We start from the raw sequence: 15,049 nt of genomic DNA, 5'->3' as shown, positions 1-15,049 counted from the left end.
GTCTAAATTCAGAATTTAATCATCGTTTAAAACAACTTGTTCACAGGCACTTAAAGTTAATATTTTACTGCCGATGGCGGCCTCAAAAAGAAACGGATTGTCAGTTTAAACATACACTTGGGCTATAAAAAACACATTTGTATTTATAGTTAATCTTTTTTATATTTAAATTAATTCGCATAACAGCTGCAGTTATAAAAATGTAAAAATGCAACTATTTTAGTCCATAATTATAATCAACTCAGCATTAGGGAATTGAATTTTATAAGCCTTAACAATCCTAACAAAATAGAAGCTGCTTTGTAAATATTTAACTACAAACCAACAAGGGGCATCAATGTTGAGGCAATTTAAAATGAACTACTAAACAAAACCTTTACACTATGGCCAGCACCGAAAAAATCACCTGTTATTGCTTTAATAAAGACTGCGCAAACTCCATATATAACGATGCCACCTGCTTATCGATACAAGTGCCACTTGAGGTTGCGTTATCACGTACCTTGAATTGCATTGAATGCGGTACCGAACTTTTGTCTCCGTTACTTATCGAAATCAAAAAAGATATCCTCAATCTTATTAAAGACGATCGGCACCGTTCGGTCGCTATCATTGATGATGACATTATTTTTCATGAAACGGTTAAAATCATATTGAAAGATAATTGGTTAAATGCAAGCTTTTATATGGATCCGGAACCTGTTTACAAAGCATTATATAACAACCGGGATAAACATGCAGAAATACCCAACATTATTTTTCTTGACCTCGATATGCCGGTAATGGATGGGTGGGAATTTTTAAAGTTATTCAATAACATTTACAGCTCATTAGTAAAACCTGTTTCGGTTTATATTATTTCAAACTCTGTTGACCCCGCCGATCAGAAACGGGCCAAGGCGTACCCCTTTGTTAAAAGCTTTATTTCAAAACCATTAACAAGGCATTTTTTAGGTAAGATAAATGAAGAGCTTTCAAGGAATACAATTGCTCTTGAAGCAAAACCGGCACCTAACTGGCAGCAATAAATTGTTAATCAGGAAATGAAAAGGGAAAATTCAAGCTCCCTTTTGTGTTTTATGTGATTACGCAAAAGCCGGGCCTAAGCTTTACCTTTGCAAAATGGACTATTTTAAAAAACTGCTCAGTTTACTACAAACTGAGCAGGACGAAGACCGCCAGGCTTACCTCAAACTAACTGAAACATCTTCAACAGCCGAACGCCGGGCAGCAGGGCTTACATGGTACCCCATAGCCATACAAGGCACGGAAATAGGCCGCGGCGATTACCTTACGGTTGAGGTGGAACGGCCTTCTCACCAGGACCTTAGTCACCAATTCAGGTTCGGTGCTTCGGCTGCATTGTTCTCCAACCATGATCCTAAAACCGATCGTGTAAACGGCACAGTATCATACCAGGGCGGCAACCGGTTAAAATTAACTTTGAACACCGACGAGCTGCCCGACTGGACCAGGAGCGGCAAGCTTGGCATCGACCTGCTGTTTGATGACAATAGCTATGACGAGATGCAGAAGGCGCTTAAACTATCTGCCAGGCTTGTTGATGATCATAAAGAAGGCCACCTCACCCGGGTGTTAACCGGGCAAAGTACGCCGGCTTTTATCCCCGAAACAATTCATTACCCGCTTAATGGTTTAAACGCTTCACAACAGCAGGCTGTTCAAAAAATATTTGAGGCACAGGAGCTTGCCATCGTCCATGGCCCTCCTGGCACCGGTAAAACAACCACGCTTGTACAGGCTATCAAAGCGCTGATAAAGCAAAACAAACAACAGATCCTCGTTGTAGCGCCAAGTAATACAGCAGTTGATCTGCTAAGCGAAAAGTTAAGTAATGAAGGTTTAAATGTACTCCGCATTGGCAATCCTACAAGGGTCTCTGAAAAGTTAATGGCTTTAACTTTAGATAGCAGGATAAATGCCCATAGCGATATGAAGGAGATTAAAAAGCTTAAAAAGCAGGCTTCAGAGTACAAGAACATGGCGCACAAATACAAGCGTAATTTTGGCAAAGCCGAACGCGATCAGCGCAAAGCGCTTTTTGATGCAGCCCACCAGCTCATTAAAGAAGTGGATAAAACTGAACAATTTATTACGGAGGACCTGATTGGTAAAGCGCAGATAATTACGGCAACCCTTGTAGGCGCTAACCATTATACCATCCGCAATTTAAAATTCCATACGGTAGTTATCGACGAAGCCGGTCAGGCGCTTGAGCCCGCCTGCTGGATCCCGATATCGAAGGCGCAAAAAGTGATCCTTGCCGGCGATCATTTGCAGCTCCCGCCTACCATTAAATCGCAACAGGCAGCCAAAGATAGCCTTAGTACTACCTTGCTCGAGAAATGTGCTGCCCTCCACCCCGGAGCGGTAATATTGCTCGAAGAACAATACCGTATGAATGAAGCCATTATGGGATTTTCATCCAAACAGTTTTATGACAGCAGGTTAAAAGCGCACCCCATCGTTGCCCATCAGTTGTTATTTCCCGGCGATTTGCCTATAAGCTTTGTTGATACCGCGGGCTGTGGTTATGATGAAAAACAGGAAGGCACCAGTACGGCGAATCCCGAAGAGGCCTCATTCCTGTTCAAACACTTGCATAAGCTGGTAAGCGAACTCACTGGATCTTATTCAACAGAAAACTTCCCAACTATAGCAGTTATTTCCCCATACAAAGAACAGATCAGGATTTTAAACCAATTGTTACTGGATTCACCGGAGTTACTAATTTATGCTGATAAAATTGCCGTGAATACTATTGATAGTTTCCAGGGACAAGAACGTGACGTGGTTTACATCAGCCTCACACGCAGCAATACCAACGGAGAGATAGGCTTCCTGAGCGATATCCGCCGCATGAACGTAGCCATGACCCGCGCCCGCAAAAAATTGGTAATGATCGGTGATAGCTCAACACTTGCATATGCTCCTTTTTATGGAGATATGATCAGTTATGCGGAACAGCTAAACGGCTATCAAAGCGCATGGGATTATGCAGGCTACGATTAAACGTCAATTGTTTGTTACATAAGCTTTAGCCCCATTCCAGCATAGGATAATGGTTAAATTTATCCTTTCAACATTATCCACGCCTTGTATGAATTTTAAAGCACACTATTTAACAAAACTCATCACGTTCGCAAGCTTTTTTATCTTTTCAGGGCAAACAAACAAAGTATCGGCCCAGGTCATGACCGATGATCCACATTTGGGCATTATCCCTGCCCCTGCTTCCATTACCAAAAATAGCGGCACGTTTACATTTAGCCAGCTTACAGCAATCAAGGCCGATAATCCGAAAGATAAAGCTGTTTTATGGCTAAAAAGCTATCTGCAGGATACCCGGCGCCTGAATATTAAAATAACTAAATACAATTCAAAGCTTAAAGCCGCAAAAAGCAGAGGGTTAATCTTAACTGCAAAGGGAGCCGATAAATTGCCCGTGGAAGGTTATAAACTAACTATCACACCACGTAATATCATCATAGTTGGTAAGGATGCAGGCCTGTTTTACGGTATCCAAACCTTGTTGCAACTTTTTCCGGTTGAAAACGCTGCCGTTTACAAATTGCCTTGCACGATAATTGAAGATTCGCCCCGCTTTGGATACCGGGGAATGATGTTGGACGTATCGCGTCATTTCTTCACCATTCCGCAGGTAAAAAAGGTGATCGAACTTATCGCTTCTTACAAACTCAATACCTTTCACTGGCATTTGGTTGATGGCCAGGGATGGCGTATCGAGATCAAGAAATATCCCAAACTTACGCAGGAGGGTGCATTCCGTCAGCAAACCATGTTTGGCAGCAACCGCGACTGGCCCGATTCGCTTAGCTACGGCGGCTTCTATACGCAGGAACAGATCAGGGACGTGGTAAAATTCGCTGCAGACAGGTACATCAACGTCATCCCGGAAATTGAAATGCCTGCACATTCAGAAGCTGCCTTACGTGCCTATCCCGAGTTTAAATGCGATACCGTTGCTGGCCAGAAAGCCCCGCGCGATATTAACAATCTATACTGCCCTACCGAGCAAACTTTTACCTTTTTACAGGATGTGCTTACAGAAGTTATGGCGCTATTCCCAAGCAAATACATCCACATTGGTGGCGACGAAGCCGGCAAGGAACCATGGAAACAATCGGCATTTTGCCAAGCTTTGATGAAGGAAAAAGGCCTGAAAGATGAAAAAGAACTGCAAAGCTATTTTATCCAAAGGATAGAAAAATTCATCAATTCCAAAGGCCGCAGCATTATAGGCTGGGATGAGATATTAGAAGGCGGCCTCGCCCCTAATGCCACTGTAATGAGCTGGCAGGGCGAGGAAGGCGGCATTAACGCTGCCCATCAAAAACATAACGTGATTATGACACCGCAAACCACCGGTAATTACTTTGATCATTATCAAAGCAGTTCGCCGCAGGAGCCGGTATCATTTGGCCGTTATGCTACTTTAGAAGAAACATACAATTATGATCCGGTTTCAAAGCAGCTTACCCCCGACGAACAGAAATATGTAATAGGCACTCAAGGCAACCTTTGGACGGAGTATGTGCCTACCGTAGCCAAACTTCAATACCAGATCATGCCGAGGGTATTCGCCCTTTCGGAAGTAGCCTGGAGCAAGCCGGAGAACAAGGACTATACAAACTTTTCAGAAGTACGCCTCGCCAAACACTTTGCAAGGCTTGATGCCATCAATTATAACTACCGTGTTCCCACTGCGCTGACAACAATTGATACCATGGTAGTAGGCCCTCATTTTGTTTACACGCTAAAATCGGTGGTACCCGGCGCTAAGATTTATTATACATTAAACGGCCGTGACCCGTTGGATACCGATTTGCAGTATGAGGGGCCTATCACGTTCTCCATTCCGCAAAACGAAAAACGGGAATTGAGGACAAGGGTAATTACACCATCCGGGCGCAGGAGTATCGCCACCCGCACTTTGATGTACAATAAAGCGCCACTACCTCCGGTAACCTACACGACTAATAAACAGGGGCTCAAATACAGGTGGACAAAAAATACATTCACCTCACCCGATCAGCTTAGTTATACAGCACCTCAAGATTCGGCTGTCAGCAATAAACTGGATGCTGAAGCTTTGAAAAAAGACAACCCGAATTTTGGTGTAGTTTATGACGGTTACGTGAATATATTGGCCGATGGTACTTATAACTTTACCCTTGCAAATTATGCCGCCAGTCAACTGTTTATTGATGGCGTACAGCTAACAGAAGCTGAATACGCGTTGCCGCTGGCAAAAGGTTTTCATCAAATAAAGGTAAAGTATATATACAACGCGCCGCCACCGCCAACCGGCAGGTACAGGCCCCGCGTAGCGCCGCTTAAAGTATATGTTACTGCTCCGGGAAGTTTTGAAAAGAAAGAGTTGAATGCAGCTGATCTTTATTATTGATACATGGAATTAGGTATTAGCACCTTTGGTGAGATCCACCCCGATGGGACGAGCGGCAACGCCGTAAATGCCCATAAGCGGGTTCAGGAGTTATTGGAAGAAGTAAAGCTGGCCGATGAGGTTGGTTTAGATGTATATGCCTTCGGCGAGCACCATCGGCCCGATTTTGTGATCTCGGCACCTGAAATATTGATATCAGCAGCAGCGGCTATTACCAAAAACATCCGGCTGTCAAGCTCGGTTACAGTATTGAGTTCGGTCGACCCTGTGCGTACATTTCAAAACTTCGCCACTGCCGACCTGGTATCTGGTGGCCGTGTAGAGATGATAGCCGGCCGGGGCTCCTTTATTGAATCTTTCCCGCTTTTCGGTTTCGACCTGGATGATTACGATGCATTATTTACCGAGAAGCTCGAAATGTTTTTGCAGATCAACAAGCAGGAAATTGTTTCGTGGCAGGGTAATTTCCGGGCACCAATCCGGAACCAGGGCGTATATCCTCGTCCGCTGCAACAGGAAATTCCGGTTTGGATTGGCGTTGGCGGAACCCCTGCCTCAGCAAAACGGGCAGGAGCACTTAACCTCCCTATGATCATCGCTATTTTGGGCAGCGCGCCAAAACATTTTGTACCCTTTGTTGAGCTTTATCGCGAGTCGGCGGCCAAAGCCGGGCACGATGTAAGCAAGCTCCAATTGGCCATCAGTTCGCAATTTTATATTGCAGGGACCTCGCAACAAGCAGCCGACGAGTTTTATCCAAGCTACGAAGCCCTCATGACCCGCGTCGGCAAAGACAGGGGTTGGTCACCCATGACAAGGGAACAATTTGAGTACCTGCGCGATTTTGGGCCATTGGTAGTAGGCGATCCGCAACAAGCCATCGACAAGATCATGCAACAATATGAGCTTTTTGGTAACACCCGTTTCGTAGCCCAGTTAGTTACGGGCTTTACCAAGCACAAGGATATTTTAAAAGCAATTGAACTTTACGGCACCAGGGTTGCACCTGTTGTACGTAAAGAAACTAAGGCAAAAGCTTAAGCTTTTGCCTTAGTTAAAAACTCTTCAATGATAGTTACCGCCGGGTAGTTCCCATCTTCACGAACCTCACTAATCTCACCTATATAATCGCCATGGCCTGCGGGCAAAATACAAAGTTGGGCATTAGGAAGTGTGCGGTATAGCTCAAGCGTATGCTCGGGCCTGATCACGTCTTTATCTCCGGCTATCACCAACGCCGGCATTGTTATTGAACGGATGGCCTCATCGCTCCAATCCTGAAAACCCTGCATCCGGTGAAGGTCACGCTTATGCATTATTTCTAAAGCGGCCTGGTCATTGTTTATGGCGAGGAATGCGTCCTGCAAAGGTTTGGGCATACTGTCAAGGGTCGCGTTCTTCATAAAATCCCAAAACCAGTCATCAAAACCACTGCGTTTATAAAACGAAGAAGCGATCACTATTTTATGAACCAGTTGCGGATGCCTGATGGCTATTTGCATAGCGGTATTACCTCCGTTGCTAAAACCCATAATATCGGCCTGTTTTATATCCAAATGCTTGAGCAAAGCGGCTACGTCATCAGCATCTTGTTCAAATGAGGTAGGTACACTTCTATCGGGCGTACGACCATGCGCCTGGAGGTCTACCCCAATAACCTGGTGATTTTTCGCAAAGCCCGACAATACCCTGCCAAAAGTAACGCTGATATCTGAACCGCCGCCATGGATTAATACCAGCGGGAAGCCCTCGCCGTGAATTTCATAATACATTTTCAGGCCGTTAACTGTGGCATAGTTACCGGAAACATTTATTTGTGTCATATCCATAGGTTTTAATTTCAATACAAACTTATCAGTATGAAGATAAGGCGCCGGGTAGTAAATATGACAATTTGAGGTATAAAAAATGACAGCTCCCAATTACTGCCGCACAGCCATAGCGGTAACGGCCTGCAAATACCAGGCGGCATGAGGTAACCATTGTTCTGTCCATCGCCATTCGTTGCCGTTGTCTTTTATTTTAAAATCGATACCGCTGCCGTCCGGGTTCTCCTTTTTACCGGTGATTCCGTTAGAAATCCCACCCTTGCCCGATCCATGGCCGAAATTTGAACTCATGTAAGGCACATTGTTTTTACCATACTGGTACATAAAGCACATTTGATAAGGGTTACAACCTAAAATCCAGGCTATCTGGTGCGATGCATACTCTGCCAGTTCTCTTTTTATGCCCCAGCCGCCTTTTTCAGGATAAACCAATCTTCCTCCTACTAATACCGCGGCAGCCAGCGAGCCCAGGCGCGCATTTTCTCCCTGCCACCACCAGCCGGTTTCATTTTCATGCGGGATAAAAAAGCCCTCTTTTACAGCACCTTTAAACTTAAAAGATTGGCGGGCGTAGCCAAACGGATTATCCACATTAGCGGTTACCTTCAGGTTATAATCCAGTGCTTTTTTTATGGTTGATAATGCATTGGACCGCTCATCAGCTTCTTGCTCCTTATCCAGGTACCTGCATAAAGCAATAACGGGTAAGCCGGCATCTGCTGCGTGCCAGAAAGGCCTGTCGCCGTCGTCAGCAATAAAATACCCCGCGGGGCTCATTCGCTTGTTCAAACTTAGCGCGCGTTTTCGGGCTTCATCACGATAAAGGGAACTATCGGTAGCAATCCACAATTCGGTAGCAGCCATCAGGGCACAATAGTCGTCAATGATATTTTCCTTGCCGTCGTCATCATATTGGGTATTGTTTGCCAGCAAGTGCGCGAAAGCCCGTTTGGCAGCGGCAAGATATTCCGCCGACTTAAAGTCACCGTCTTTTTTCAGTTGCGAGATTCGCGCCAACGATGCAATAGCCATCCCACCTCCTTCTCGAAAAGCAGCCTGGTACTCATCTGTTGTAACGCTGTTTGCTTTTAACCCTACAACACGCCTGGCTTTAGGATCTTTATTAAAATAGCTGAATACGATCATGTAAAAATAATCGTCTTTTGACAGGGCGCGCATCATGTAGTCGGCCCCCCAAAGTGCTTCATTCATCATGCCATCATAAATCCCCAGTTTATTTAACAAACCCGGCGCGGTTTGCATTGTATTGATCATTGACCAGGTTACCAACGGTATTTGCTGGGGCGACATAAAATTAGCATAAGCCAAATGCGAAAAGTATTTGCTTACATCGCCCGACGCATCGCACCAGCCGCCGCGCAGGTCAACTGTTTTATGGCTGCCATAAAGCTGAACGGCTGCGTCGGCCTGCAGCTCCGTTGGTGTGTTAGCCCGCTGCTTGTTATAGTAGCTTAATACCGATGGGATGGTAGTTACTGCCAGTGCGTTTTCCTTGATCTGAAACCAATCGGATTGGGAATGAAAATCTTTAGTACCAATGTAAACCCTGTATTTTCCCTCCGCTTTGAATTCCGAAAAGTCAGCCTGGTAAAAATATCCGTCCTTGTCCCATTCCTCAACCTTTAACGGGCCATTTAACGGAGCAATATATACAGCATTACCATTTGAGTTTTGTAACGCGAAAAGTATACCCGGCACAAGTTTGGTGTCGCAACGCACAACAACAGTTTTTGCTCCCCGGGCATCATACCCTACCTGGTTCATGTAAAAAACAGGATTCGCTTTACACAGATAGCAAAACAGCGAAAAAAAAGCTGACAGGATAATTCGGCGAACAAATGAATTCATGTAAATGCAGTTTAATGATCAATGCAATTTACAGTATTTATAAACCGACAGTTAGTAACCCTGGCCTAAAAGCGGCAACCATACCCCTAATTTACCACTACAATTTATCCAAAAAACGCTTTATAATTTAATGGGGTATTAAAACAAACTATAACATGCTGCCTGTTTACCCGTTTTATTTAGGTAACTTTGAAACTTATAAAAATTGGCCGTTACATTAAGCTGATTTATTGAGAACTATTAATGACGGGAGGTGTAACAACCTCTTTAACCCGATAACCGAAGCCCTTGTATAAATACTTTACGAGGGCTTTCGCTTTTACAAACACTATTATGGACGAAAGAAATTATTTAAGCACGTGGCAAAAGTACATGCCTGTAATACGCCTGCACTTGAAAAGAAGTCTGCAAGACGAGCAGCAGTTTAAGTTAAATATAACTGATTTTGAAGCGGCCGGCAGCAAGGGGAAATCCGGTTATACCTTTAATATCAATATCGAAAACGGCAAGGTCACCAACAACATCAGCGGATCGGCAGTGGCGCGCGATTTGTACGAACTCCTTAAAGCCGATGAAGCTGTTAAAGCGATTTTAAAGGATAAAAATGTAAAGATAAGCGTTGGCAAATCGTTTGTCCTCAGTATTAAAACTACGCACTTATCTTCGTACAGATAATAATATCCGGAAGTAACTTCAAAAAGGAAATAACCTGTCAGGGGCTTATTTCCTTTTTTTATGAGATGATTTTTTGCTTTTACCTGAAGAAGAAGACTTTTTTGAAGATGATGACTTCTTAGAGGACGAATGCTTTGATGAAGAAGAATGTTTTGATGAATGAGAGGTTCTTTTTGAAGACTTTCCATGTCTTCTCCTCGGGCGGTATCCTTCATCTTCTATATTCTGATCTGCCGGTCTCTCCATTTTCCTGATCTTCGGACCAAAATCAATAGCCTCATCATGGAAAAACTTATCAAAAGGATTAAAATAATAGATGTTAGCTGCATCGTAGATTTTGATACTTGCTTTTAAACGGTTATTGAAAGCTTCTTCGTCCTTAAGCTCAGGGGCTGTCCATCCAGCTTCGGCCAAACCGGCTATACGCGGAAACAGCATAAAATCAAGGCGCTTTTCAGAGCCGATCATTTCAGTCCAGACATTGGCCTGTACACCAATGATCTGTTTTGACTGCAGGTCTTCGTTATTCTGCATCTGCCTTTCAGGAAAACCATAAACGCTACCCACGGTATTATACACACCTTTCCACCTGCGGCCCGAGATATGATCAGCATCCTGCACAAAATCAAAATACATAGGCAGGCGCGGACAAAGCACTACCTGGTAGCCTTTTTGAACGGCTAAATGCAGCTGGCCCGGTAAATTTTGCCTCCACCAAAAGATAATAGTTTTATCAGCCGGCAGGTTTGTTCCGGTAGCTTCATCCCAGGCCAATACTTTATTACCTGCGTTTATGGCAGTGTCGGCTACGCGCTTAAAGAAATAACGCTCCAGCTCGCCTACATCGGCAAAATTATTTTTCTGCATAAACCCGGCTATTGAAGGGTTAAGCGACCAGGCTTTAACACCCAAAGCCACTTCATCACCACCCAAATGGATCATTTTAGAAGGAAAAAGCGTGCTGGTTTCCTTAATGATGTTACCAAGAAACTGGTAAGTGCTATCGATTGCAGGATTAAAGGTAAAATTAGGGTATCCTTCAACACTGCCGCCGCTAAACTGCGGATAAGCTTTGTTGGCCGCTGTAGCATGGCCCGGCATATCAATTTCGGGGATCACAGTTATAAACCTTTCCGCGGCATAAGCAATGATCTCTTTGATCTGTGTTTGGGTATAATATTGAGGATCGGCAATTGAATCACTGTAATTACCGATTCCGCCAATCAGTGTCAGCTTAGGATATTTTTTTATCTCCAAACGCCAGCCCTGGGCATCGGTTAAATGCCAGTGAAATTTATTCAGCTTATAGTAAGCCATCCAGTCAAGGATCTGCTTAACTTTTTCCATCCCGAAAAAATGGCGGGATTCGTCGAGCATCAGACCCCGCCATTGATAGCGCGGGGTATCGGTAATGGTTAAAGACGCTAAGCTGATGGTTTCGCCCCGGGGCTGGTCTTTGATCATTTGCAGCAAAGAGATCATCCCATAAAACACCCCATCACGGTTTGACGAAGAAATGGTAATTTCATTGGCAACAATTTTTAAGGAATATGCCCCCGCGGCGGGATCGCCGTTGGTTAACAACAAATGAATAACACTGCCTGCATCTTTATTATCAACGGCAAGCGTAAAACCGGCCGACAGGCTTACCTGTTTTTGGAAGTAACGGGCTATTGGCAACAACGAAGCATCATTTACACCAACGGTACTGTGATTACTAAAAGTAAACTGCCCTGTACCATTAACAACAGACTTGGGCTGCGGGATTATATTGACATTTTGCGCCCGTACGTATCCGGAAAACAAAATAAATACAAGTACGATCTTAAATTTCATTTAAAAACAACTCAAATAGTTTGGGGCTGCTATGATATGAATTTTCTTTGAAAAACCCGGTAATTTGTTTGTAACAAAGTGTTTAACTGCTGCAACCAGGCAGGTTTTATCCGTGAGGTCATGAAATCACCTGTTAATGCGTTCCGGGAGTTGTATAAATTGCTTCACAATTTTTGAGATACGATTGTAGAGTTAGCTATAACAACATGTAAAGCGTTACTAAAATTACCACAGCGCGAAGAACAATCACAAAACGAGCGTTCTGGATAAATTGCAAATTACTAAATTACAGCAATTTACATCAGCACAAGTATTGCATCCTATGAACCAGGCTCGCATCAAAAGGGCGGGAAGGAATATTTCTGGCCTGTTATTCCGCAACAGATATTTCGTGATTGCTTCGGTAGTAATTGTTGTTTTAGCAGCTTCAGTTTATTTACTTTTTTCATCCCCTAAATACAAAGTGAGCGTAGAGTTGGATGCTTCCGGCGATTGGGAACTATTAACGACAGCAATTAACGAGTTGCGCTCTGAAACCACGATAAAAAAAGCGGTCAATGCATTGGGGCTCCAGGTAAGTTATTATCATAAGGGAACTTTTACAACAAAAGAGATTTACGGGGATTCATTACCCATTAAGCTTATATCTGGAAAGAGCAACTTCTATACTGCTCCTGTTGAGATCACCATCAATTTAATTAATGGCAGCGTTTGCAGGATTGATCAGAATAATGTACTCACAGATGTACCTTTATACCACCCGGTTAAACACGGATCTTTACGCTATACCATAATAAAAGGGCCTGCCTTTAAACCCATACAACTACCGCTGATTGTAAAACTCACTTCCTCCGCCGATTTAACTGAACAATTTAGCAATAGTATGCGTGCGAAAATTTTGAGCAATAGCAATTTTGAATTGAGCATAAACGCGAATAATGCTCAAAAGGGGCATGATTTTTTGAACAAACTTGTAGAAATTATTAATGCCCAATATGCCAAACCAAGCTCACCCACTAAACCGGCGGTTATTGATACCATGTTACTTCTTAAATTAAACGATAGTATAGCATACTATAAAGCAATGGCCGATAAATATCATGAACAGCAAGCCATACTGAACAACATCAAAAAACCAAGGCAAATGCCAAAGCCGAGAGCTATTCCGGTACTGGTGACGGTAAAGACTGCATTGACTGAAAAAGAAAGAGCCGGCCTAAATGCGCTTACTGCCGTTAAAACATACGCCTTGAAACCTAATGACGCTTTTGTTATTATACCGGATAATCATCAGGTTAGCGATTACCGTATCGAAGCACTCATAAAGGATTTTAATAAAGCGCAACTCAATAAACAGCGGGTAATGCAGGATTCGGACAATGCTGATGCAAGCGTTTACGCTTTCAAACTCGAACTTAATTCAATAAAAGAAGCACTTGTTAACAGCATAACGGTAAAAGAACAGAAAATCAGAAATGCTCATCAAATTAAAGATGTCCGCCAACTTAAGTACATTGATCAACCAAAAGATGTTGAGCAACCTCAAGATAGTGTGCAACCAAAAGATGTGGATCAACCAAAAGATTCAAAATCAATAGCATCATTTTTATCGCTGCAATTGAATGATTCTATCGCCCAAATAAACGCTGTAATTGAAAGTAAGCAACAACAGTATAACAGGCTGTTACATGGCTCAGGCAGGCAAAATCCCGGGCCAAGGCTCATTATAAATGAAACGTGGCACACGCGGGAATCAATGATCTCCAAATCATTATTAGTATATTTTTTTGCTTTACTGACAGGTTTGCTGCTGCCTGTTTTATTGCTGATTATAAATGAATATATAACATCAGTAAAAAAAGGGAGGCGCAATAAAATGCAGGGAAAGACAAATCCCTAACATGCAAAACGGCCGATCAGGATTTCTGATCAGCCGTTTTCCGTTTTCACGGGGGTAGATAAAGCTTATTTCCAGCCGCCGCCTAATGAGCGATAAAGCTCAGCGTTGGCACTAAGTTGAGCCATTTTAATAGATGCTAATTCAAGCTCACCTTGCAATACATTACCTTGCGCAGTAATCACCTCAAGATAGGTAGCAAGCCCGTTTTTAAACAACATGCTCGCATTGCTTGTAGCTTGTTGCAATGTTTTAACGCGGTTAGCTGCGATAGTTTGTTGCTCTTTAAGCTTTTGGAGCCTTACCAAAGCGTCAGATACTTCGCCAACCGCATTTAATACAGATTGACGGAATTGGATCACGGTTTTTTCGCGGTCAACTTTGGCAACTTCATATTGGGTGCGCAGTTGTTTATGTTGTAACAACGGTTGCGCTATACCACCTGCTACTGTACCAAACAATGAAGCCGGAATATTAAACCAGTTGCTTGATTTAAATGAGTTTAAACCACCCTGACCGGTTATAGTTAATGAAGGGTAAAGCTGGGCTTTAGCGATACCAACCCTCGCGTTAGCTATATTTAAAGCCAACTCCGAACTGCGTACATCTGGCCTGCGGCTCACCATTGCTGATGGTACGCCTGCCGAAAGTGTTTCGGGGAAAGTAATATCATTAAGTTTAGCGCTACGTTCAATGGCGTCAGGTAACCTACCTGCCAATATGCTCAAGCCATTCTCCTGAACATTGATATCGCGTTCAAACTGAGGAACCAATTGCGCAGCAGCTTCTAACTGGGCCTGTGCCTGCTGAACACCTAAAAGTGTCACCTGGCCGGCATCGTACTGCAATTTGATGATGCGCAATGTACTGTCATTCAGTTTTACGTTCTTCTTAGCTATCTCCAGTTGCTCGTCGAGCATCAGCAAGTTATAGTAACCTTGTGATACACTTGATACGATGTTGGTTTGGATAGCCCTTTTAGCTTCGTTAGTTTGCAGGTACTGGGCCAAAGCTTCACGGTTTTGACTGCGAATTTTACCCCAGATATCAGCCTCCCATGAAAGTGAAAGGTTGGCGTTGTAATCTTCAACATGTTTTGTACCAATGTTAAACTGTTTAATGCTTAGCCCGGTAACACTGTTATCAGATGGACGGTTGCTGCTTGCCGTAACATTTAAACCAACAGATGGTACATAGTTCCATTTAACTTGTTTAAACTGTAATTGCGCAGCTTCGATATTTTTTACGGCCACTTGCATATCGTAATTTTTAACGATGGCACTGTCAATCAGCTTTTGAAGAGCAGCATCGGTAAAAAAGTTTTTCCATTGCAAGTCGGCAATGCTGCTGGTATCGCCGGTGGTAACCGCGTTCCTGAAAGCTTCAGGTTGCGCGTCCTTTGGCGTAGCAACATCTTTTGAAACTTTACAGCCTGCCAGCACTACCAGTGCTAAAGCCAAACTGCCTATTATATTTTTCATTGTTATATCTTTT

Annotated in this window: 10 protein-coding genes; 6 read left to right on the top strand and 4 right to left on the bottom strand. The window is 43.4% G+C overall.

Annotation, left to right across the window (positions count from 1 at the left end):
* Positions 1-383: 383 nt before the first annotated feature.
* From FHW88_RS06480 to FHW88_RS06465, 4 genes are all read left to right on the top strand, one after another.
* Positions 384-1,028 (top strand): two-component system response regulator, encoded by a 645-nt coding sequence (locus FHW88_RS06480; protein ID WP_090524795.1) that lies wholly within the window; start codon positions 384-386, stop codon positions 1,026-1,028.
* A gap of 94 nt (positions 1,029-1,122) precedes the next feature.
* On the top strand, positions 1,123-3,033 hold the full coding sequence (locus tag FHW88_RS06475) for an AAA domain-containing protein (RefSeq protein ID WP_176624016.1): 1,911 nt from the start codon (positions 1,123-1,125) through the stop codon (positions 3,031-3,033).
* Between the two features lie 88 nt (positions 3,034-3,121).
* Positions 3,122-5,449 (top strand): family 20 glycosylhydrolase, encoded by a 2,328-nt coding sequence (locus FHW88_RS06470; RefSeq protein ID WP_176624014.1) that lies wholly within the window; start codon positions 3,122-3,124, stop codon positions 5,447-5,449.
* A 3-nt stretch (positions 5,450-5,452) separates the two neighbouring features.
* Complete coding sequence (locus tag FHW88_RS06465) at positions 5,453-6,490, top strand: Atu2307/SP_0267 family LLM class monooxygenase (protein ID WP_176624012.1); 1,038 nt, start codon at positions 5,453-5,455, stop codon at positions 6,488-6,490.
* On the opposite strand, the gene FHW88_RS06460 is transcribed toward FHW88_RS06465, so the two are convergent.
* On the bottom strand, positions 6,487-7,272 hold the full coding sequence (locus FHW88_RS06460; protein ID WP_255485214.1) for an alpha/beta fold hydrolase: 786 nt from the start codon (positions 7,270-7,272) through the stop codon (positions 6,487-6,489). The genes FHW88_RS06465 and FHW88_RS06460 overlap by 4 nt on opposite strands.
* A 99-nt stretch (positions 7,273-7,371) precedes the next feature.
* Positions 7,372-9,147 (bottom strand): glycoside hydrolase family 9 protein, encoded by a 1,776-nt coding sequence (locus tag FHW88_RS06455; protein ID WP_176624008.1) that lies wholly within the window; start codon positions 9,145-9,147, stop codon positions 7,372-7,374.
* Between the two features lie 333 nt (positions 9,148-9,480).
* Between FHW88_RS06455 and FHW88_RS06450 the strand changes: the two genes are divergently transcribed.
* Entirely contained in the window at positions 9,481-9,822 is a 342-nt protein-coding gene (locus FHW88_RS06450) for a hypothetical protein (protein ID WP_176624006.1), read from the top strand.
* Positions 9,823-9,867: 45 nt separating this feature from the next.
* Here FHW88_RS06450 and FHW88_RS06445 read toward each other — a convergent pair whose 3' ends face one another.
* On the bottom strand, positions 9,868-11,658 hold the full coding sequence (locus FHW88_RS06445; RefSeq protein WP_176624004.1) for a beta-N-acetylhexosaminidase: 1,791 nt from the start codon (positions 11,656-11,658) through the stop codon (positions 9,868-9,870).
* Positions 11,659-11,980: 322 nt separating this feature from the next.
* On the opposite strand from FHW88_RS06445, the gene FHW88_RS06440 reads away from it, so the two are divergent.
* Entirely contained in the window at positions 11,981-13,558 is a 1,578-nt protein-coding gene (locus FHW88_RS06440) for a hypothetical protein (protein ID WP_176624002.1), read from the top strand.
* 65 nt (positions 13,559-13,623) lie between these two features.
* Here the strand turns inward: FHW88_RS06440 and FHW88_RS06435 are convergent, their stop codons facing one another.
* Positions 13,624-15,036 carry an efflux transporter outer membrane subunit gene (locus FHW88_RS06435; RefSeq protein ID WP_176624000.1) on the bottom strand — a complete coding sequence of 471 codons (1,413 nt, stop codon included), beginning with the start codon at positions 15,034-15,036 and terminating at the stop codon, positions 13,624-13,626.
* Positions 15,037-15,049 lie beyond the last annotated feature (13 nt).

This window comes from Mucilaginibacter sp. SG538B, from assembly GCF_013376065.1.
GTDB lineage: Bacteria > Bacteroidota > Bacteroidia > Sphingobacteriales > Sphingobacteriaceae > Mucilaginibacter > Mucilaginibacter rubeus.
The sequence above is the reverse complement of the archived record's forward strand: the minus strand, read 5'-3'. Positions and strand labels throughout refer to the sequence as shown.

What these genes read in the sequence shown, in the direction of transcription:
- FHW88_RS06480 (WP_090524795.1), top strand. Translation starts at nt 384, where the DNA reads ATGGCCAGCACCGAAAAAATCACCTGTTATTGCTTTAATAAAGACTGC.
- FHW88_RS06475 (WP_176624016.1), top strand. Translation starts at nt 1,123, where the DNA reads ATGGACTATTTTAAAAAACTGCTCAGTTTACTACAAACTGAGCAGGAC.
- FHW88_RS06470 (WP_176624014.1), top strand. Translation starts at nt 3,122, where the DNA reads ATGAATTTTAAAGCACACTATTTAACAAAACTCATCACGTTCGCAAGC.
- FHW88_RS06465 (WP_176624012.1), top strand. Translation starts at nt 5,453, where the DNA reads ATGGAATTAGGTATTAGCACCTTTGGTGAGATCCACCCCGATGGGACG.
- FHW88_RS06460 (WP_255485214.1), bottom strand. Translation starts at nt 7,272, where the DNA reads ATGACACAAATAAATGTTTCCGGTAACTATGCCACAGTTAACGGCCTG.
- FHW88_RS06455 (WP_176624008.1), bottom strand. Translation starts at nt 9,147, where the DNA reads ATGAATTCATTTGTTCGCCGAATTATCCTGTCAGCTTTTTTTTCGCTG.
- FHW88_RS06450 (WP_176624006.1), top strand. Translation starts at nt 9,481, where the DNA reads ATGGACGAAAGAAATTATTTAAGCACGTGGCAAAAGTACATGCCTGTA.
- FHW88_RS06445 (WP_176624004.1), bottom strand. Translation starts at nt 11,658, where the DNA reads ATGAAATTTAAGATCGTACTTGTATTTATTTTGTTTTCCGGATACGTA.
- FHW88_RS06440 (WP_176624002.1), top strand. Translation starts at nt 11,981, where the DNA reads ATGAACCAGGCTCGCATCAAAAGGGCGGGAAGGAATATTTCTGGCCTG.
- FHW88_RS06435 (WP_176624000.1), bottom strand. Translation starts at nt 15,036, where the DNA reads ATGAAAAATATAATAGGCAGTTTGGCTTTAGCACTGGTAGTGCTGGCA.